Below are 20,387 nucleotides of genomic sequence, written 5' to 3'. Positions count from 1 at the left end.
CAGCCTATAAAGTACAACAAGTAGTTATATTAAATTTTACTAGTTTTACTTCCTCCACCAAGTTGCACTTTATCAAATAAGTCTACATCATAAGAATACATACTTTCGTTCTTATCTTTTTGAACTACTATAGCTATCTCTATTAATTGATCTAATAATTGGCCAAATGATATTCCCATAGCATCCCATAAATAATATCCTATTGATCCAGGTTGAGTATTTATTTCATTTACATATATATTTTCATCTTTATCCATAAGGAAGTCTATTCTTGCAGTTCCTTTACAGTCTATAGCCATAAATGCTTTTTTAGCTGTTTCTTGTATTTCTTTAGCTTTTTCTTCTGATATATCAGCTGGTATGTTTCTTCCGCCACCTTTAGCACCTTTAGAGTTACTATGAACATACTTATCTTCATAAGTTAAAAGGTCAGTCCATCCTAGAGGTTCTTCACATAGTGAAGCTTTTACATTATCATCATATCCTATTACAGCACAGTTTAATTCTCTTGGATTTTCTACTCCCTCTTCTATTATTATCTTTCTATCGTATCTTATAGCTACCTCTATAGCTTCTTCAAGACTTTTTTTATCTTTTGCCTTAGATATACCTACGCTTGAACCTAAGTTAGCTGGTTTTACAAATAAAGGATATGTCAACTTTTCCTCTACCTCTTTTAATACGCCTTCTTTATCATCATTCCATTTCTTTCTAAAGAACCATGTGTAATTAACTATTGGAAGTCCATAAGACTTGTATACATCTTTCATAAGTATTTTATCCATACCTACTGATGACGCTAATACTCCACCACTAGTATATGGTATGTTCAAAGTTTCGAATAAACCTTGTATAGTTCCATCTTCTCCATAAGTACCATGTAATGCTACAAAAACTGCATCTATTTCTATAGTTTGTTTTTTTCCAAAGAATCCTATATTATCTGGATGAGAATATAACTTTCTATCATTACATTTTGATGTAAGTATAACTTCTTTTAAACTCTTTAAATTATCATTTTTAAAATTTTCAAACTTGAATAACTCATCTCCAGTAAGCCATCTTCCTTCTTTATCTATAAATATAGGTACAACTTCGTATTTTGATTTATCTAAGTTTTCTACGACTTGCATTCCTGTTATAACAGAAACTTCATGTTCAACACTTCTTCCACCGAAAACTACACCTATTCTTTTTTCATAATAAAATACTCCTTCCAAAATAAAAATATTATTCTATAATAAGTACGATAAAATTGTTCAAATCTATTTTATAATCCTGATAAAAGCAAAAGCATATATTTGGTATTATACTGACATTAGAATAAGTGATCTAGTTAACTCTATAGTTAAAACTAGTCACTTGGTTCTTAATCATATAATTAAAATGATAAAACCTTATACTATAATAATATAGGTAATATAATCAAATATTCTATTCATTATAGTTATCAGGTAAATCATTCTCAAATAATACTATGTCTTTAGGTCTTACTATCTTCTGTAGTGTTTGTGTTGCTTCATCTAAACTACCTACTATAAATAAGCTTTCATTTTCAAAACCTTCTTCTTTTATGCCTTCTTGTATTGGTCTTGTTCTATTTTTTCCTACTAGTATTGCATAATCACAAGTTTTAGCTATATTTTTACCAAATTCTTTATTCTCTTTAAATTCATCGTCCCCTAGTTCAATCATCCCAGGTGTTATTATTATTTTTCTACCTTCTTTGAATTGACTTAAAACTTCTAGAGCCGCTTTTGAACTTATTGGATTAGAATTAAATGCATCATCTATTACTATTACTCCAGTAGCAGGATTTACTATAAGTTGAAGTCTATGAGGCACCGGTTCTACTTTACTTATTCCAGCACTTATCTCTTCTAGAGTAAGTCCTAACGCTTTACCTAATGCTGCACCTGCCAAAATATTAGATATATTGTGATGTCCTAATAATTTAGTTGTGCATTTAACTTTATTTCCTTCCTTGTCTCCAAGTATAAACGTAGAACCCAATTCTGAAACTTCTATATCAGTTGCATAAAGATCCAACTTATCGATATCTTCCATACCGTAAAGTATCTTTTCTTTAAAAGTCTTGTCTGCCAATTTTTTTATGTGTTTATTGTCATAGTTGAATATTGCTATACCGTCTGAAGGTAAACCTTCTATAAGCTCATACTTTGTTTTCATTATGTTTTCTATATTCTTAAAAGTTTCTAAATGTGTAGGCCCTATTGATGTAAGTATTCCTATTTTAGGTCCTGCAAGCTCTGCCATTTCTTTTATATCTCCTATATTTCTAGCTCCCATCTCTACAATAAAAACTTCATGTTCACTATTTAGTTCACCATTTGCTACTTTACTTACTCCCATAGGAGTATTATAGCTTTCTGGAGTTTTTAGAACATTAAATTTTTCTTCTAGTATTGTAGATGTAACGAATTTAACACTAGTCTTTCCGTAACTTCCTGTTATTCCTACTACTTTTAAGTCCTTGAAACTTCTTATTTTATCTTTAGCCATATTAAAGTAGTATTCATTTACTTTTTTCTCAACAGGAGCTACTGCTATATTTCCTAGGCAAAGTATATAGGGCTCTAAATAATATATACAAGTTGCTATAAGTAATATAACTGAGTATGCAATCAATGTATCTTTTATTGTAAGTACACATATAGCAACAGCTACTAATAGTAAAATTATATTCACTATTATACTTGATATCATTAATCTTTTAGCTCTTTGAGTATAGTTTAGCTCTATTTTTGCTTTTTCTTTTTTGAAATTAACACTAAGCAACATAAGTAAAGACCAAATTATAGGATAAGTATCTAGTGCACTAGTCAATGTAATACGTGCAGCTGTTATTAAAACTATAATTGCAAATGCAAGATTTATTTTTTTATAAAAAACTCTATGTTTAAATTCTTTTATCCAATTTAAATAATTACTATTTTTATATCCTTCTAACTGCATCATATGTAGGAGAAATCTACTTCTAAAGTAAATAGCAACTCCCCACACTACAGTAGTTAAAATTACCATAGGTATAAAAAGACTTTCCATTATCTTCACTCCTTAATTTAATCTTTTAAAAAACTATCTATTACTAGTTTAAATCTATGGAACTGATCTAAGTACGAGTAGTGTCCTGCATTCTCTAATACCACTAGTCCACTGCCTTTAATTTCCTTCTCCATTATTTCTCCCATATAAACAGGAGTGTCCATATCTTCTCTTCCCCAAACTAAAAGTGTTGAAGCCTTTATATCTTTTAACAGTGGTCTTAAATTTTGATTTACTACTTTCACCAAAACTTTTCTCATAACACCTTGCGCCGCTTGATAGTCTGTTGAACCAAACTTTTTATAGAATTTTTCTAGTCTCTTCTCCTTATCTATCCAGAAAAACAAAGTATTATATACTGTTCTCAATGATTTAAATGTGTAAACTTTTGTATAATATTTTAATGTTCTTTTTGGTATAATTCCAGCACTATCTATTAATATCATCTTCTTAACTAGCTCAGGGTAAGTACTACTTAGTATTATGGAGACTCTTCCGCCATGTGAATGTCCAATCAGAATAACTTCTTCCATACCTAGCTTATCTATAAATTTTTTAACTATATCGGCATACTCATATGTTCCCCATACGTCTTTCGGTTCGTCACTTTCACCAAAACCAGGAAGATCTAGTGTATGAACCCTAAATCTATCTTTTAAATGATTATGTATACATAACATAGTTTGAATATTTGCTCCCCATCCATGAAGTATTACTACGTTTTTTCCTTCACCCTCGCATATATAGTTTATATCTAGCCCATCTATATTTATTTTCATAAAAAATCTCCCCACAAATATTTTATAATTCTTATTCCTATATGATTATATCAAAGTATCTTATTTTATACCATAACTTAATTTTGTTCACTAGTTGTTTAGTTTTCTATATCTTAATATATTATATATTTATGAGATTTGTGATTGTTGAAATTTTAAAAACGACTCTATTTAAGAGTCGTTTTTTCATCCTGTTTAAATAAAGAAACCTCTTCATCATAATTTTGACAAAGAGGTATTTCTATTCATACTACTTTTGTAAAGCTGATAATGCTACCGATGATATTAATACTATTACTCCACCGAATATTATTGCTTTATCTAATAATGCTTCATAACTTCTTCCCTTACCTTGAGACCAAGCACTTTCTGAAGCTCCACCTGATATAGCTCCTGATAGCCCTCCACTTTTACTTTGTTGGGCGCAAACACATGCTATAACAATTATGCTTGATAACAGTATAAGTACCGTAAATAGGGTAGACATATACCCACCTCCTGATATTAATAAACAAGACTATTTTATCATAGAGAGTTCTAAAAATCAAACTATATATTGTAGAATACAGATTTACCGTTATATTTGCTTGAGCCTCTTAACTCATCTTCTATTCTTAATAATTGGTTATACTTAGCAACTCTGTCTGATCTTGAAGGTGCTCCTGTTTTTATTTGTCCTGCGTTTACTGCCACTACTAAGTCTGCTATAGTTGAATCTTCTGTTTCTCCTGATCTATGAGAAACTACAGCAGTATATCCTGCTCTTTTAGCCATCTCTATAGCATCTAATGTTTCTGTGATAGTTCCTATTTGATTAAGCTTTATAAGTATTGAGTTTGCAACTCCTGCTTTTATACCTTTTTCTAAACGCTCAGTATTTGTAACAAATAAGTCATCTCCTACTAATTGAACTTTACTTCCAAGTTCCTCAGTTAGTAGTTTCCAACCTTCCCAGTCCTCTTCATCTAATCCATCTTCTATTGATATAACAGGATATTTCTCTACTAAGTTTTTGTAGAACTCTACAAATTCTTTAGAAGTAAACTCTTTTCCTTCTCCTGATAATTTATATGTCTTTGATTCTTTATCATAAAGTTCTGTTGCAGCAACATCTAGTGCAAGTAGAATATCTTTTCCTGGCTCATATCCAGCTTGTTTTATAGCCTCTACTATAGTAGCTAGAGCTTCTTCATTTGACGATAAGTTTGGAGCGAATCCACCTTCATCACCTACTGCAGTATTTAAGCCTTTTCCTTGTAATACCTTTTTAAGACTATGGAAAACTTCTGCACCCATTCTTAAAGCCTCTTTAAATGAACTAGCACCTACAGGCATAACCATGAATTCTTGGATATCTACGTTATTATCTGCATGTTCTCCACCATTAAGTATATTCATCATAGGCACTGGTAATGTTTTTGCATTTACCCCACCTAAATATTGGTATAATGAAACTCCTATAACATCAGAAGCAGCTCTTGCTACAGCCATAGAAACACCTAGTATAGCATTAGCTCCTAGTTTTCCTTTATTGTCTGTACCATCTAGTTCTATCATAGCTTCATCTATAAGAACTTGATCTAAAGCATCCATACCTATGATTTCTGGTGCTATTATTTCATTTACGTTATCTACTGCTTTCGATACTCCTTTTCCTAAATATCTGTCTTTTTCTCCATCTCTTAATTCAACAGCCTCAAATGCTCCAGTTGATGCTCCAGATGGAACTGCAGCTCTACCATATCCGCCACCTTCTGTCCATACCTCAACCTCTACTGTTGGATTTCCTCTTGAATCAAGTATTTCCCTAGCATAAATATCCATTATCGTTGACATAACTTTCTACCTCCTGTTTTTACCTATACTTCTTATCTAATAATTAATGAGCTACCTGTCATTTCACTAGGAGCTTGTTCTCCCATCATATCTAATAGAGTAGGAGCTATATCTGCTAAATTTCCTTCTCTTAACTTAATATCTCCTTCACCAACTATTATACATGGTACTTTGTTAGTTGTGTGCGCTGTAAAGTTTCCACCAGTATCAACGTCTACCATCTCTTCTGCATTACCATGGTCTGCAGTTATTAACAGTTTTCCGTCTACATTTATTACTTCTTTTACAACCTCACCCAGGCATATATCTACTGCCTCTATTGCTTTTATGGCAGCTTCTAAATCTCCCGTATGACCTACCATATCAGAGTTAGCAAAGTTTATAATTATCAAGTCATATTCTTTGCTTTTAATCCTTTTTATGACCTCATCTTTTACTTCAAAAGCACTCATTTCCGGCTTTAAGTCATAAGTTGCAACTTTAGGCGATGGTATTAGTACCCTATCTTCCTGAGCATTAGGTTCCTCTACCCCACCATTAAAGAAGAAAGTAACATGTGCATACTTTTCAGTTTCTGCTATTCTAAGTTGTTTTAGTCCAAGAGAACTCACATATTCTCCCAATGTGTTTTCATAGCTCTCAGGTTTATAAGCAACCTCTACATTTTCTATGCTTACATCATACATAGTCATACATACAAAGTGAGTTTTTACTTCCTTCTTTCTTTCAAACCCATCAAAACTTTGATCTACGATTGCTCTAGTTATTTCTCTAGCTCTATCTGGTCTAAAGTTAAAGAATATAACAGAGTCGTTATCATCTATAGTAGCAACTGGTTTATTATCATCTACTATTACAGTAGGAATAACAAACTCATCCGTTGTATTTTCAGCATAAGACTTCTCTATACACTCTTGACTACTACTAGCTTTTTGTCCTTCTCCTAGTATTAATGCATTATAGGCTTTTTCTACTCTATCCCATCTTTTGTCTCTATCCATAGAGTAATATCTACCTGATATCGTAGCTATCTTACCTACTCCTATATCTTTTATCTTTTTTTCTAAGTTCTCAAGATAAATCTTAGCACTTTGTGGTGGTGTGTCTCTTCCATCTAAGAAACAGTGAACATAGACTTCTTTTAATCCCTGTTGTTTTGCAAGCTCTAGCAGTGCATATAAATGACTATTATGACTATGAACCCCACCATCTGAAAGTAATCCCATAAGATGTAGCTTCGATTTATTATTTTTACAATTTTCTATAGCTTGTAAAAACTCTACTTTTTCAAAAAACTCTTTTTCCTGTATACTTTTAGTTATTCTAGTAAGTTCTTGATAAACCACTCTTCCTGCACCTATATTTAAGTGACCTACTTCAGAATTTCCCATCTGTCCCGATGGAAGTCCTACTGCAAAACCACTAGCTTCTAACCTTGTATTAGGATATTTCTCTGAGATCATTCTATAATTATCAGCTTTAGCTCTTAAGATAGCATTTCCTTCATAATCTTTTCCGATACCCCAACCATCAAGTATTACGAGAGTTACCAGTTTTCTAGTCATATTTACATCTCCTTTAAAACTGAACAAGTGCTAAGAAATCATCAGACTTTAAGCTAGCTCCACCTACTAATGCACCATCTATATCTGATTGACTCATTATTTCACTTACATTGTCTGGCTTAACACTTCCACCATATTGTATTCTAACTTTTTGAGAAACTTCTGAGTCATATTTTTCTTTTAATGTTTCTCTAATGAATGAAATCATACTATTTGCATCTTCCTTAGACGCTGTTTTTCCTGTTCCTATAGCCCATATTGGCTCATAAGCTATAACTATTCTTTCTAAATCTTCACTAGATATATCTTCTAATCCTTTTATTACTTGGCCTTTAATTATTTCTCTATCAATGCCAGATTCTCTTTGTTCTAGTGTCTCTCCTACACAGAATATAGGATTTATATTATATTCTAGCGCTTTTTTTATTTTCTTATTTACTGTTTCATCTGTTTCTCCGAAATACTGTCTTCTTTCAGAGTGGCCTAGAATAACATAGTCTACACCTATTTCCTTTAACATAGCTCCTGATACTTCTCCTGTAAATGCACCACTTTCTTCCCAATGCATATTTTGAGCACCAAGCTTTATATTTGTCTCTTGTATTTCTTTTTTCACTTCATTTAAAGAAGTAAATGGAACACAAACTGCTACTTCAACATCAGAGTCTTTTATTTTAGCTTTTATTTCTCTAACTAATTCTACAGACTCATTTATTGTCTTGTGCATCTTCCAGTTACCTGCGATAAAAGGCTTTCTCAATGTAATTCCTCCTTACTTTTCGTCGATATCTTCTATTCCTGGTAGTACCTTACCTTCAAAGAACTCTAGTGATGCTCCTCCACCAGTAGATATATGTGTCATTTGCTTATCTAAACCTGTTTGTTCTACTGCAGCAGCACTATCTCCTCCACCTACTATAGTTACTCCTTCTGATTCTGCCATAGCTTTAGCTATTCCTTCTGTTCCTTTAGCAAAGTTAGACATCTCAAATACACCCATAGGTCCATTCCATAATACTGTCTTAGCTTCTTTTATAGTTTTTGAAAATAATTCGATACTTTTTTCTCCTATATCTAGTCCCATATAATCATCTGGTATACCATCTATGTCAACAGTCTTAAATTCCGTATCATTTTTGAATTCTTTACCTACTACTATATCTACTGGTAGTAAAAGATCTACATTTTTTGCTTTTGCTTTTTCAATTAATTCTTTAGCTAAGTCTATTTTATCTTCTTCTAAAAGAGATTTTCCGATTTCTAAACCTTGAGCTTTAAAGAAAGTAAAGACCATTCCTCCACCAACTATTATACTGTCTACTTTTTCTAGAAGATTTTCTATTACGCCTATTTTATCTGAAACTTTTGCTCCACCTAAAATAGCTACAAATGGTTTTTCTGGATCTAACATAGCTTTACCCATTATATCTATTTCTTTTTTCACTAGATATCCAACTGATGAAGGAAGATATTTACTTACTCCTACGTTAGAAGCATGAGCCCTATGTGCAGTACCGAAAGCGTCATTTACATATACATCTCCTAAAGAAGCTAATTCTTTTGCAAAATCGTCTCCGTTTTTTTCTTCTTCTTTTCTATATCTAGTATTTTGAAGTAATACTATGTCTCCATCTTTCATATTTGAAACTATTTCTTTAGTTTTTTCTCCTACTACAGTATCATCATCTGCAAAAACTACTTCTTTTTCTATTAACTTTGAAAGTCTTTCTGCTACTGGTTTTAAGCTGTATTTAGAATTAGGTTCTCCCTTTGGTCTTCCAAAGTGAGACATAACTACTGCTTTTCCACCGTTCTCTATTATGTATTTAATAGTAGGAAGTGCACTGGCTATTCTTATGTCATCAGTAATTTCGCCCTTATCATTCATAGGAACATTAAAGTCACATCTTACTAAAACTCTTTTTCCCTTTATATCTAAATCTTCTATACTCTTTTTATTAAGCATATAAACATAACCCCCTAGATTTTGTGTTTGTCCTTATACATAAGAGAAGGTTTAATAGTAATACTATTAAACCGCTCTTTGTAAATTTAATTTCTTTTACTTTTTTAATCACTTTTTAAATCTATTATAACTTATAAATTAGATTCCTTTACTAGTGATGTATCTTGCAAGGTCTAATACTCTTGATGAGTATCCCCACTCGTTATCATACCATGATACTACTTTAACCATGTTATCTATTACCATAGTTGATAGTCCGTCTACTATTGATGAATGAGGATCTTTTTTATAGTCTATTGATACTAATGGCTCATCTGAAAATCCTAATATTCCTTTTAATTCACCTTCAGCGGCTTCTTTAAGAGCTGCGTTTACTTCTTCAGCTGTAGTAGCTTTTTCTACTTCAAATACAACATCTACTACTGAAACTGTAGGAGTAGGTACTCTCATTGCAAATCCATTTAATTTTCCTTTTAACTCTGGTATAACTAATGCAACTGCTTTAGCAGCTCCTGTTGTTGTAGGTATTATTGACTCTGCTGCTGCTCTTGCTCTTCTAGGGTCTGAGTGAGCATTATCTAATACGTTTTGGTCATTTGTATACGCGTGAACTGTAGTCATAAGACCTTTTTTAACTCCAAACTTTTCTAAAATTATTTTAGTAAATGGAGCTAAACAGTTTGTAGTACATGATGCATTTGAAACTATATTATGTTCATCTTTATTATATTCGTTCTCATTAACTCCCATAACTATAGTTTTAACATCGTCACCTTTAGCTGGTGCTGTTAATATAACTTTCTTAGCTCCACCTTGTAGGTGTCTTTCTAATCCTGCTTTATCTCTGAATGCTCCTGTAGCATCTATAACTATTTCTACTCCTAATTGCTTCCAAGGTATATTTTCTGGACTTCTTTCTCTTATTACTGCTAATTCTTTTCCATTTATTTTGATTTTATCGTCAGACACTACTTCAATGTCTCCATCAAATCTTCCGTATAATGAGTCATATTTAAATAAGTGTGCTAAATCTTTTGCACTACCTGATCCATTATTTATTGCTACTATTTCTACGTCTGTAGCACCACTTTCAAAATAAGCTCTTAATATATCTCTTCCTATTCTACCAAAACCACTAATTCCAATTTTTACAGCCATTAAAAATTCCTCCTCTAATTTTATAGTTTATTTTTATAGTTGTCTGTCTCTAAAAAAACATGTCTTTAAGTGTTTATACCCTTTTTTACAATATCCATTCTATATATTGTAAAATAATTAATATGTATTATTTTCTCAATATATTCATTTCGTTATACGCTCTTTCATTTTTTAGGGCAAACTATCATATTTAAGTATAGTCTAATCACTTGTAAACTTCAAGGTTTTGATAAAAAAAACTTAGATTTATTTATAAAATAAATCTAAGCTTTTTTGTCAATACATTATATCTTTCTCAGTTACCATTCTTTACATAAGTTTTTTCATTCTTAATAAAGTCATATGAATAGAGCTGTCAATACTAAAGATATTGTATCTCTACTTATAGTAATGATATTACTTTTATGAAATATAGCTTATAATTAACTCTCAAATTCATCATGTATATACTTCTCTGCATAAATAGATGCTATGGCACCATCTGCTGAAGCTGTTATAACCTGTCTTAGAGGTGTATTTCTACAATCTCCTGCTGCAAATACTCCTAGAAGACTAGTTTTCATATATTCGTCTGTCTTTATATATCCTCTATCTAATTCTATCTGATCTTTGAATACTTCTGTCTGTGGATCATATCCCACGAATATAAACACTCCGAAAGTTCCAAATTCATCATCTGCTATAATTTCTCTCTTTTCTCCAGTTTTTAAATTCTCCAATACTAGCGAATTTACTATTCCTTCTCCTTTTATTTCTTTAACCTCTGAGTCCCATATATAATCTATCTTTTCATTTTTGAATGCTCTATCTTGTAAAGATTTCGCAGCTTTCAACTCACTTCTTCTGTGAATTATAGTAACTTTTTTTGCAAACTTAGTTAAGTGAAGAGCTTCTTGAACAGCAGAGTCTCCTCCTCCTACAACATATACATCTAGACCAGTAAAAAAGTCCCCGTCACAAGTAGAACAATATGAAACTCCTCTTCCTATAAAGTCTTTCTCACCAGGGCATCCTAATAATTTAGGTTTAGCTCCAGTTGCTATTATAACTGATTTTGATTTATATTCTCCTTTATCGCTCTTTACTACCTTTATCTTATCCTTTAAATTAACTTCTCTTACTTCATCTGTTACTCTTTCTGTACCAAATTGATCTGATTGTTCTACCATTCTTTCTATTAAAGATGGACCTGTCGCATCTTTAATAGAGCCTGGATAGTTTGCAACCTCATTTGTTGAAGCTATCTGTCCTCCTGGCTTTTCTTTTTCTATTATTAATGCTCTTAATTTTGCTCTACCTGAATATAATCCAGCAGAAAGACCAGCCGGTCCTGATCCTATTATGATTAAATCATATATATCATTCATTCTTTATCGCTCCTTTTCTCCATTTCATTCATTGTTATATAAGTATTACAGTTCCTATAGAGTAATAACTCTAATTACATAATTACTATATGTTTTACCCTCCTTTTATATTTCTATTCAATGATTATATATAAAAAAACAGAATGTAGTTTCAATAACTCATTCTGTTTTTTCACTATATATATTAAATTATTCTACCGCATCTAGTACATACTGTGCTATATTTGCTGAATGATCTGCTACTCTTTCTAAGTTGCTTATTATGTCTAGATATACTATTCCTGAACCTAATCTACAACTTTTACCGTTAAGTCTTTCTATATGATTTATTCTATATTTTTTCTCCATAATATCTATTTCATCTTCTTCTATTATAACTTTTCTAGCTATATCTGCATCAGCTGTTTTAAATGCTAGAATAGCATTCTGATAAAGTTCATGAACCCTATCAAACATTATATGAAGTTCCGCAATAGCGTCGTCTGTAAACCAAAGATCATCATCTATTCTGTATTGTGTAAGTTCAGCTACATTTTCTGAGTGATCTGAAATACGTTCAATATCGTTTATAGCATGGAATAAAGTTGTAACCATATTATGTTGTTCATCTGTTAGCGGTGCGTTTGAAAGTTGAACTAAATATTCTGTTATTCCTTGCTCTAGTTCATTTACTTTTTTCTCTCCATCAAATACCTTGTTTATTAGCTTATCATCTTTACTATAAAATGCTTCTGATGCTGTTTTTAAGTTATCTTCAGCCATTTTACTCATTCTTAAAACTTCCTTAGAAACTTGACCTAGTGCTACTGAAGGAGTTTCTATAATTCTGCTGTCTATATATTTTAATAATTGATTTTCATCTTCTTTATCACCTTTTATTACTCTTTCAGCCGCTTTAACTAGTAAACCTGCAAATGGGAATTGTATAATTACATTTGTTAAGTTAAATAGTGTATGTGCATTTGCAATTTGTCTTTGTACATCTGATGGTGAAAAGCTATAAACTATGCTTTGTATAGGCTTTCTAAGTACTATCATAAAGAGTATAGTTCCTGTTACGTTAAATAGGAAGTGAATAAATGCAGCTTTTTTCGCAGTTTTATTAGCCCCTATACTTGATATTAAAGCCGTAGTAGTAGTTCCAATATTATCTCCAAATAGTATTGGTAAAGCCATATCTATATTTATAAAACCTTCCATAGCTAACGCTAATAATAACCCTATAGATGCACTACTACTTTGTAACATAGTAGTTAATCCAAATCCTACTAGTATTCCTATAAAAGGATTGTTAAGGCTCATTAGTAAACCTCTAAAAGTTTCTGATTTACTTAAAGGCTTAAGAGAGCTTGACATTAAGTCCATTCCTACAAAAAGAATACCAAAACCAATTAATATTTCTGCAAATTCTTTATGTTTCTTGTTTGATGAGAATAAAAGGATTGCAACCCCTATACCTATAGCTACTGGAGCAATTTGAGAAAAATTAAATGCTATAAGCTGAGCTGTAACTGTTGTACCTACATTAGCTCCCATTATAACTCCTACAGCTTGGGTCAATGTCATTATGCCTGCATTGACAAAACCAACTACCATTACTGTAGTTGCACTACTACTTTGAATTACCATTGTCACAAGTGCACCAACTAGTACCCCCATGAATCTATTATTAGTTAATATTTCTATAAGTCTTTTTAGTTTCTCTCCTGCTGCTTTTTGTAGTCCCGTTCCCATAATATTCATTCCATATAGAAACATTCCAAGACCACCGATAACACCGAATGCTATTTCCATTTATACCCTCCTAATTTTATATTATTATTTTATATGGCTTGTACCATTAAAATAATAATATATTTAGGTAAAAGTTTTGTTAAATCTATGTTAACTTTGTTAACTAATTTTATATAAGATTTAAGAAGCCTTGTTGTCTAAGTGCCTCATATAGGACTATAGCTACTGAATTTGACAGGTTTAAAGATCTTGCTTTTTCGACATTAACCATAGGAATTCGCATAGTTTTTTCTCTATATTTTTCTAATATTTCTTTTGGTAATCCAGCTGTTTCCTTTCCAAAAATTATAAATGAATTCTCTTCAAATGCAAAATCAGAATAATTCTTAACGCCTTTAGTCGTAGAAAAGTAAAAACTTCCACTAGAGTTTTTTTCAAAGAACTCATCTATATTTTCATACACATGTAAATCTAATAAGCTCCAATAGTCTAGTCCTGCTCTTTTTAGGTGCTTATCATCTATTGAAAAGCCTAGAGGTTTTATAAGATGAAGAGAAGCTCCTGTAGCTGCACAACTTCTAGCTATGTTTCCTGTGTTCTGTGGTATTTCTGGTTGATATAGTACAATATTTACTGTCATAATTTCATCCTCCTTAGATACTTTTAATCATTAATTAGTCTTATATAATTATACATTTTATTTGCATTTATAAGTTGTTTTTTTCTATAAATAATAATAGACTCTAAGAATAATCTTAAAGTCTATTATTACATAAGAAAGTATTTGTATTTATAAGCATGATTGATATTGAATTATAGTCATAATTATTTTATTATAAGTTTTTTAAATTGACAAACTTAAGTTATCTTTCACCTGTATATTCTTTGTCTTTATAATTCCAGAATTTATATCTCCAGTATATATTAAAATATTACCTTCACAAGATAATGAAGATATGTTAATTTTAATTTTATTTTCTTCCTCACTCTTAATCACAATCCAATATGTATCTTCAAACAGTTTTTTTATTATCACTTCATTTGATTTATAGTCTCTACAACTACTTATGCTTTTTTCTTTACCATCTATGTTTATCTTTATGTCTTTTACATCATTAGCTAATATACTATGTATTTTTTTATAAACCTTACGCCTACTTGTGCTTATCTTTTGTGGAATAGGAATTTGTAAAATTGAAGATAATGCGTATTTGCTATCAGCTAGTATATCTGTATGATTGCTATCTATATATATTGATCTTCCTTCTATTACAGCAGAGCTATCACATATAACTGTTCCATCTCCTAATTTTGTTTTTATATTATCCACTGGTCTACCATCTTCCCACTGACCTGTATTTTTGCTATACGCTCTTACAGTTATTTCTTTATTCGTCTCTATATTTGTTCCTATTATCAAGTATACTTTTATTCTGCGTTTCTTTAGTATACCGCTATTTTTATTAAGTTCATTAAGAAGTGTATTTCTGACTTGCATATTTTCTATGGGTATATATTCTCTTTCTTCGCTATCATTTAGTAATAAATAATTTCCATAATCATAATTAGGTAATAGCTCCTGTACTGATGGGAATTTTTTTCTTATGAGATCCATATTCATTTTTTCTTTGTATTTAATTTGAAAGCTCCATAAGAATCCTTTCTTAATTATCTTATAAAGTATGTTGTTCTCTATTTTTTCATATGGAATTTCCCCACCACTCCAGAAATAATATGCTCCTATGGCACCTGCATTTGGTGTTCCTATCATTATAAATTTATCTATATCATTCTGATATAGGTTACTTTGTGCATAAGCTCTACCAACTATTCCTCCCATGCTATGACTTATTATATCAACTTTACGACACCCTGTTACTTCTTTTGCTTTTTGTATAGTAGGTATTAAGTAATTCTTCGCAGAGTATACATTGCTTTTAGTCCAATCATAGTATGCTATAAATAAATTTTTACCTTCCTCATAGCCCATTTCATTAAGCGTATTTATTATTGGTCTATATGCAAATTCTGCTATCCCAAAGTCTAAATCGCCAGTACCAGGTATTATGCTATCTCCTATAGATCCAAATATTCCATGAAGAAAAATTATAGGATTTCTTCTCTTTTTAGATCTTATTTTTTTAAAAATCATCATTTTTTTCACCACCTTTAGTTTTTTATATAAGTATATGTTAGCATCATATATTTTAGTGTTCTTAACACATACTTATGGTCTCTTATTTAGAGAATAGTTTTTTACACTAATTATAGTATATGAATCATTTTTACAAAAAATAAAAGAAAAGATGTAAATATAATTTTATTTACATCTTTCTTTTATACTTATATATTACTTAGCTGATTCTGGAGCGTTCTTTTGTTCTCCTCTTTTTGCTTCATTTATCTTCATAAGAACTTTTTCAGGAGTCATTGGTAATTCAACATCTGACATCCATGCACCTGTAGCATTGTATATAGCATCAAGTATAGATGGTACAGAGCAGTTTATAACAACCTCTCCTATTGACTTAGCTCCATAAGGTCCTGTTGGATCATAAGTTTCAACAAAGTCAACTATTATATTCGTTTTCATATCGTCTCTACTTGGAATCTTATACTCCATTAAAGTATCAGACATTTGTCTACCACGTGAGTCGTATTTTACATCTTCGCATAGTGCAAGACCTATACCTTGAACTATACCACCCTCAGCTTGTATTTTCGCTAATTTAGGATTTATTGGAGTACCACAGTCAAACATACCAACAAAGTTCAATACATCAACTTCACCAGTCTCTGTGTCTACTTCTACTTCTGCAAATCCTGCCATGTATGGAGGAGCTGCTCTTTGAGGTACCCAGTTACCTGTACCAGTAATTATTTGGTTGAATCCAGCATATGTTATTTTAGTTCCAAACTCTTCTAGAGTAACTGTTTGTGAACCATCTTTAGTAGAGAATGCATCTCCATCAAAATCTAATTCATCTACTGATACATTAAAGTATTCAGCTACTTTTTCAAAAAGATTCTTTCTTAGGTTTTCTCCTGCCATTTTTATAGCATTTCCTGAAACATAAGTTGTACTTGAAGCGTACGCTCCAACGTCAAATGGAGTTAAATCCGTATCTGATGAAATTACCTCTATTCTATCCTCGTGAATACCTATAGCATCTGCAGCTATTTGCTTTAATATAGTATCACTTCCCGTACCTATATCAGTTGCTCCTGTTAAAAGAGTAAAGAATCCTTGATCTTGGAATCTAATTTCAGCAGTAGCAGAGTCAACTTTAGGAATACCAGATCCTTGTTGTGCTATACACATTCCCATTCCACGGAATTTATTTGGTCCAACTTGTTTTCCAGGATATTTTTCATCCCATCCTATTAATTCTTTACCTTTAGCTACCATATCATGTAAGCCACAACTTAATATCTTTTGAACTGGAGTATCATGCTCACCTAAAGTTGTTAAGTTAAATAGAATACAATCTTCGCCTTCTCTTGCCATATTTTTGTTTCTTAATTCAGTTGGATCCATTCCTAGTGTATGGGCTAATTTATTCATACCTGTTTCAACAGCATAAACCCCTTGAGTAACACCAAATCCTCTAAAAGCTCCCGCTGTTGGTTTGTTAGTATAAACTACTAGTCCATCAAAGTGTACGGCTTCACATTTATTGTACATAGTTAAAACTTTTGAACATACAGGTCCTACTGTTGTAGTAGTATGCTCACCATAAGCACCTTGATCTGAAAGCGCCCATAGCTTAACACCTTTTATTGTACCGTCTTTGTCCGCTCCTATTTTTACTCCAACCTTCATATTGTGTCTTGAAGTAGCATTGTTAAACGTTTCTACTCTATCATATTCTAGTATGGCTGGCTTCCCTGTTATCTTTGTAACTATAGCTGGATAGTATTCACTTGCACCAGTTTGTTTTCCACCGAAACCTCCACCTATACGAGGCTTGATTACTCTTATTTTGCTAGCAGGCATATCTATTGCTCTTCCCACTGTTCTTCTAATATGGAAAGGTATTTGTGTCGATGATACGATAACAAGTCTATTATGCATATCCATATACGTAAATGTCTTATATGGTTCCATCATAGCATGTGCTTGTGCTTGCATTCTTACTTCATCTTCTACTATTACTTCACATTTACTTAGAACATCATCAATATCACCATATTCATAGTGAGCTGTAGCAGCTATATTTTGTGAAAAGTCTACACCATTAGGAATATTCGCATGATAATTTTCAGTATCTGGATGTATTATAGATGGGTGACCTACAGCTGTTTCTGGATCTAAAACTGGCTCTAAAACTTCATAGTCTACCTTTATTGCCTTCATTGCTTTCATTGCTGATTCTTCATCTGCAGCTGCAACTATAGCAACTTCATCTCCGATATATCTTACATACTCATCAAGTATATATTTATCATAAGTTGACGGCTCTGGGAACGATTGCCCAGCTCTCGTAAAAGCTATTCTCGGAACATCTTTCCAAGTTAGTACACATTCAACGCCAGGAACTTTCATGGCTATAGATGTATTTATATTTTTAATTTTAGCAAACGCATGGGGACTTCTTAGTATCTTTACTACAAGACAATCTTTTGGAGCAAGGTCAGAAGTATATACTGGTTTCCCTGTAACTAAGTTTATTCCATCTATTTTGTTAATTGATTTTCTAACTGATTCAAATTTTTCAATTTCTTCTCTGTACATATCAGATGATTTCATTTAGTCCACCACCTTAAAATATTTTTTAAGTCCTCTCATATGTCCAGCATATCCTGTACATCTGCAAAGGTTGTTTGTTAAATAGTGTCTTATTTCATCTTCTGTAGGATTTGGGTTCTCATTTTCTAGTCCTATTGTTGCCATTACTAATCCTGGAGTACAGTATCCACATTGGTCAGCACCTTCGTCTACTATACATTGTCCTATAGCTTTGGCTCTATCCTGTACACCTTCTATTGTAGTTATTTTATGTCCTTCCGCTCTAGCAGCTAAATATCCACATGAAAGTATAGGACGATCATCTACAAGAATTGTACATACTCCACAGTTACCTGTTTCACATCCTCTTTTTACACCTAAATATCCTAGTTCTCTTAATACTTCTAATAAATAATCATGAGGTTTTATATTTACTTCTTTATTTGTTCCATTTATATTTAATTTTACTAGCATGATTCAACCTCCTTTAAAGCTCTTTTTACTAATACTTTACATATTTCTTTTCTATATTCTTTAGAACCTCTAGTATTAGTTCCGAAAGTAAGCTCTTCAGAAGCTATCTCACCAGCTCTGATAATGTTTTCCTCAGTTGCACCTGATTCATTTAAAAGCTTCATAGCATCATATGCTAAAGCTGCTTTTTGTGGTCTTGCTCCTACTGTTATTCTGTATCCATCTTTATCTTTTAATGCTGAAACTAATAATACTGCATAGTCACCTTTAGATATTCTTAATGATTGGTATGAAGCTTTTACTTCTCTTTTTGGTATTATTATTTTTTCTAATATATCTCTTCTCATGCCTTCTTCTTTTAGATAGTCTTCTAAAGATATTTCTCCTCCGTTAAAGAACACCACTCTTGCATCTAGTGCTAATAACGGAAGTATAAGGTCAGAGAATCCATGTTTTATATAAACTGTACCACCTATTGTTACTATGTTTCTAAACTGTACCCCTATAACGTCTCTTATAGAGTCTTGTATGTGCTCATCAAAGCATCTGTTTAAAATTTCACTTGTTTCCATTTCTCTGAAAGTAGTCATTGCACCTATCTCAACGCTATCTTCAGTTTCGTTAATATAACTTAATCCTGCATCACATAGGTCAACCAGAAGTCCTATTCTTCTAGTTCCCATTTTCATATACATTCCACCACCCATTACTCTGGCAGGCTTCTTAGTACTTATGATTTCGTATGCTTCTTCTATGCTTTTGGGTTTTATATAGTCTCCAAAAGTTATCATTGATTTAGTCACCCCTTGTTTATTATAAAGTATTTATTAATTAAACAAAATTTAAACTAATAATTTAATTTAGATTCTGTTTGAATCATAGATTGAAATAATCTAAAAATTTAAGAGCAGTTATAGATTATAGTGATATAAAATCTATATTCTATATATAAATTCTATATCACTAATTTATATTATACCATAAATTTAATAAATTCAAATTAAAAAACAAAATGGAACATTTTTTTAGCTTTTATTATAAAATTCGTCATTAGTTATTTCTATTTTCTTTTATAATTCCCCACTGCTCCCTAGATAGTTTTTCAATCTTAGGATTACTTTTTATATACGGATTAGATATTACTTTGCCCATCCAGTTAGTAGCTTGATCTATATCACCAATTCTCATATATAGATTTCCTATTAAATATATTAACGTCAATTCGTCCATGTTACTTTCCTCTTCACTGTACGACTTTTCGTAAAGCTCCACTGAAAGCTTAAGAAATCTTTTTTCATTTTCATCATTATTTATCCTATAAAGCCATGCTATTTTTAAGCATATACTTGCTAACTCTACTTTTTTTAATTGAAGTACTTCACCACAGTATAGTGCCAATTTATAGCACATTATAGCATCTTGCATAGTTCTTTCTTTTGTATAGTCTTTCTCTACCCACTTTTTAGTTATTTCATCTTTTATTATTTGCTTTTTTCTAGTATTCATATTATCAAAGCTATTTTCTACAGCTGAATAGCCACACTTAGGACAAACAAATACACTATATTTTAAAGGAATAGTTTCTCCTCTATAATGAGTTAAAAAATCCGAGTCAATTCTTTCCACTCTAAGCTTAGAATCCATCGATTTCATGCTCGTAAATTTGTTTCCACATACTGGGCATGTTAGTTTTTTACTATATATCATTTCTTC

General features: G+C 31.5%; 17 protein-coding genes. All 17 read right to left on the bottom strand.

Annotation, left to right across the window (positions count from 1 at the left end; translation table 11 throughout):
- Positions 1 to 29: 29 nt before the first annotated feature.
- A complete protein-coding gene (locus CURI_RS05540) occupies positions 30 to 1,220 on the bottom strand; it encodes a D-alanine--D-alanine ligase family protein (RefSeq protein ID WP_014967246.1) in 1,191 nt (396 codons plus the stop codon).
- A gap of 214 nt (positions 1,221 to 1,434) precedes the next feature.
- Positions 1,435 to 3,066 carry a UDP-N-acetylmuramoyl-tripeptide--D-alanyl-D-alanine ligase gene (locus CURI_RS05535; protein ID WP_014967245.1) on the bottom strand — a complete coding sequence of 544 codons (1,632 nt, stop codon included), beginning with the start codon at positions 3,064 to 3,066 and terminating at the stop codon, positions 1,435 to 1,437.
- 17 nt (positions 3,067 to 3,083) lie between these two features.
- On the bottom strand, positions 3,084 to 3,845 hold the full coding sequence (locus tag CURI_RS05530; RefSeq protein WP_014967244.1) for an alpha/beta fold hydrolase: 762 nt from the start codon (positions 3,843 to 3,845) through the stop codon (positions 3,084 to 3,086).
- A gap of 250 nt (positions 3,846 to 4,095) precedes the next feature.
- Positions 4,096 to 4,332 carry a preprotein translocase subunit SecG gene (secG, locus tag CURI_RS05525; RefSeq protein ID WP_041701569.1) on the bottom strand — a complete coding sequence of 79 codons (237 nt, stop codon included), beginning with the start codon at positions 4,330 to 4,332 and terminating at the stop codon, positions 4,096 to 4,098.
- A gap of 62 nt (positions 4,333 to 4,394) precedes the next feature.
- Entirely contained in the window at positions 4,395 to 5,681 is a 1,287-nt protein-coding gene (gene eno / locus CURI_RS05520; RefSeq protein ID WP_014967243.1) for a phosphopyruvate hydratase, read from the bottom strand.
- A 32-nt stretch (positions 5,682 to 5,713) separates the two neighbouring features.
- Positions 5,714 to 7,246: a 2,3-bisphosphoglycerate-independent phosphoglycerate mutase gene (gpmI, locus tag CURI_RS05515; RefSeq protein ID WP_014967242.1), complete on the bottom strand. Its 1,533-nt coding sequence runs from the start codon at positions 7,244 to 7,246 to the stop codon at positions 5,714 to 5,716.
- Between the two features lie 13 nt (positions 7,247 to 7,259).
- Complete coding sequence (gene tpiA / locus CURI_RS05510; protein WP_014967241.1) at positions 7,260 to 8,006, bottom strand: triose-phosphate isomerase; 747 nt, start codon at positions 8,004 to 8,006, stop codon at positions 7,260 to 7,262.
- 12 nt (positions 8,007 to 8,018) lie between these two features.
- Positions 8,019 to 9,212 (bottom strand): phosphoglycerate kinase, encoded by a 1,194-nt coding sequence (locus CURI_RS05505; protein ID WP_014967240.1) that lies wholly within the window; start codon positions 9,210 to 9,212, stop codon positions 8,019 to 8,021.
- A gap of 138 nt (positions 9,213 to 9,350) precedes the next feature.
- Positions 9,351 to 10,370, bottom strand: coding sequence for a type I glyceraldehyde-3-phosphate dehydrogenase (gap, locus tag CURI_RS05500; protein ID WP_014967239.1), 1,020 nt, complete (start codon positions 10,368 to 10,370; stop codon positions 9,351 to 9,353).
- 422 nt (positions 10,371 to 10,792) lie between these two features.
- Complete coding sequence (gene trxB, locus CURI_RS05495) at positions 10,793 to 11,737, bottom strand: thioredoxin-disulfide reductase (protein ID WP_014967238.1); 945 nt, start codon at positions 11,735 to 11,737, stop codon at positions 10,793 to 10,795.
- Between the two features lie 189 nt (positions 11,738 to 11,926).
- Complete coding sequence (locus tag CURI_RS05490) at positions 11,927 to 13,531, bottom strand: Na/Pi cotransporter family protein (RefSeq protein WP_014967237.1); 1,605 nt, start codon at positions 13,529 to 13,531, stop codon at positions 11,927 to 11,929.
- A 109-nt stretch (positions 13,532 to 13,640) separates the two neighbouring features.
- The gene (trmL, locus tag CURI_RS05485; RefSeq protein ID WP_014967236.1) at positions 13,641 to 14,111 is read right to left on the bottom strand and encodes a tRNA (uridine(34)/cytosine(34)/5-carboxymethylaminomethyluridine(34)-2'-O)-methyltransferase TrmL; all 471 of its coding nucleotides are present in this window, start codon (positions 14,109 to 14,111) and stop codon (positions 13,641 to 13,643) included.
- A 204-nt stretch (positions 14,112 to 14,315) separates the two neighbouring features.
- Positions 14,316 to 15,626 (bottom strand): lipase family alpha/beta hydrolase, encoded by a 1,311-nt coding sequence (locus CURI_RS05480; protein WP_041701566.1) that lies wholly within the window; start codon positions 15,624 to 15,626, stop codon positions 14,316 to 14,318.
- A 195-nt stretch (positions 15,627 to 15,821) separates the two neighbouring features.
- Positions 15,822 to 18,221, bottom strand: a complete 2,400-nt coding sequence (locus CURI_RS05475; protein WP_014967234.1) for a xanthine dehydrogenase family protein molybdopterin-binding subunit — start codon at positions 18,219 to 18,221, stop codon at positions 15,822 to 15,824.
- Positions 18,222 to 18,674 (bottom strand): (2Fe-2S)-binding protein, encoded by a 453-nt coding sequence (locus tag CURI_RS05470; RefSeq protein ID WP_014967233.1) that lies wholly within the window; start codon positions 18,672 to 18,674, stop codon positions 18,222 to 18,224.
- Positions 18,668 to 19,465 carry an FAD binding domain-containing protein gene (locus CURI_RS05465; RefSeq protein WP_014967232.1) on the bottom strand — a complete coding sequence of 266 codons (798 nt, stop codon included), beginning with the start codon at positions 19,463 to 19,465 and terminating at the stop codon, positions 18,668 to 18,670. The genes CURI_RS05470 and CURI_RS05465 overlap by 7 nt, the downstream gene beginning before the upstream one ends.
- A gap of 259 nt (positions 19,466 to 19,724) precedes the next feature.
- Complete coding sequence (locus CURI_RS05460; protein WP_041701974.1) at positions 19,725 to 20,381, bottom strand: DUF2225 domain-containing protein; 657 nt, start codon at positions 20,379 to 20,381, stop codon at positions 19,725 to 19,727.
- Positions 20,382 to 20,387 lie beyond the last annotated feature (6 nt).

Origin of the sequence: Gottschalkia acidurici 9a, assembly GCF_000299355.1 — a bacterium.
Classification (GTDB): Bacteria; Bacillota; Clostridia; order Tissierellales; family Gottschalkiaceae; genus Gottschalkia; species Gottschalkia acidurici.
The sequence above is the reverse complement of the archived record's forward strand: the minus strand, read 5'-3'. Positions and strand labels throughout refer to the sequence as shown.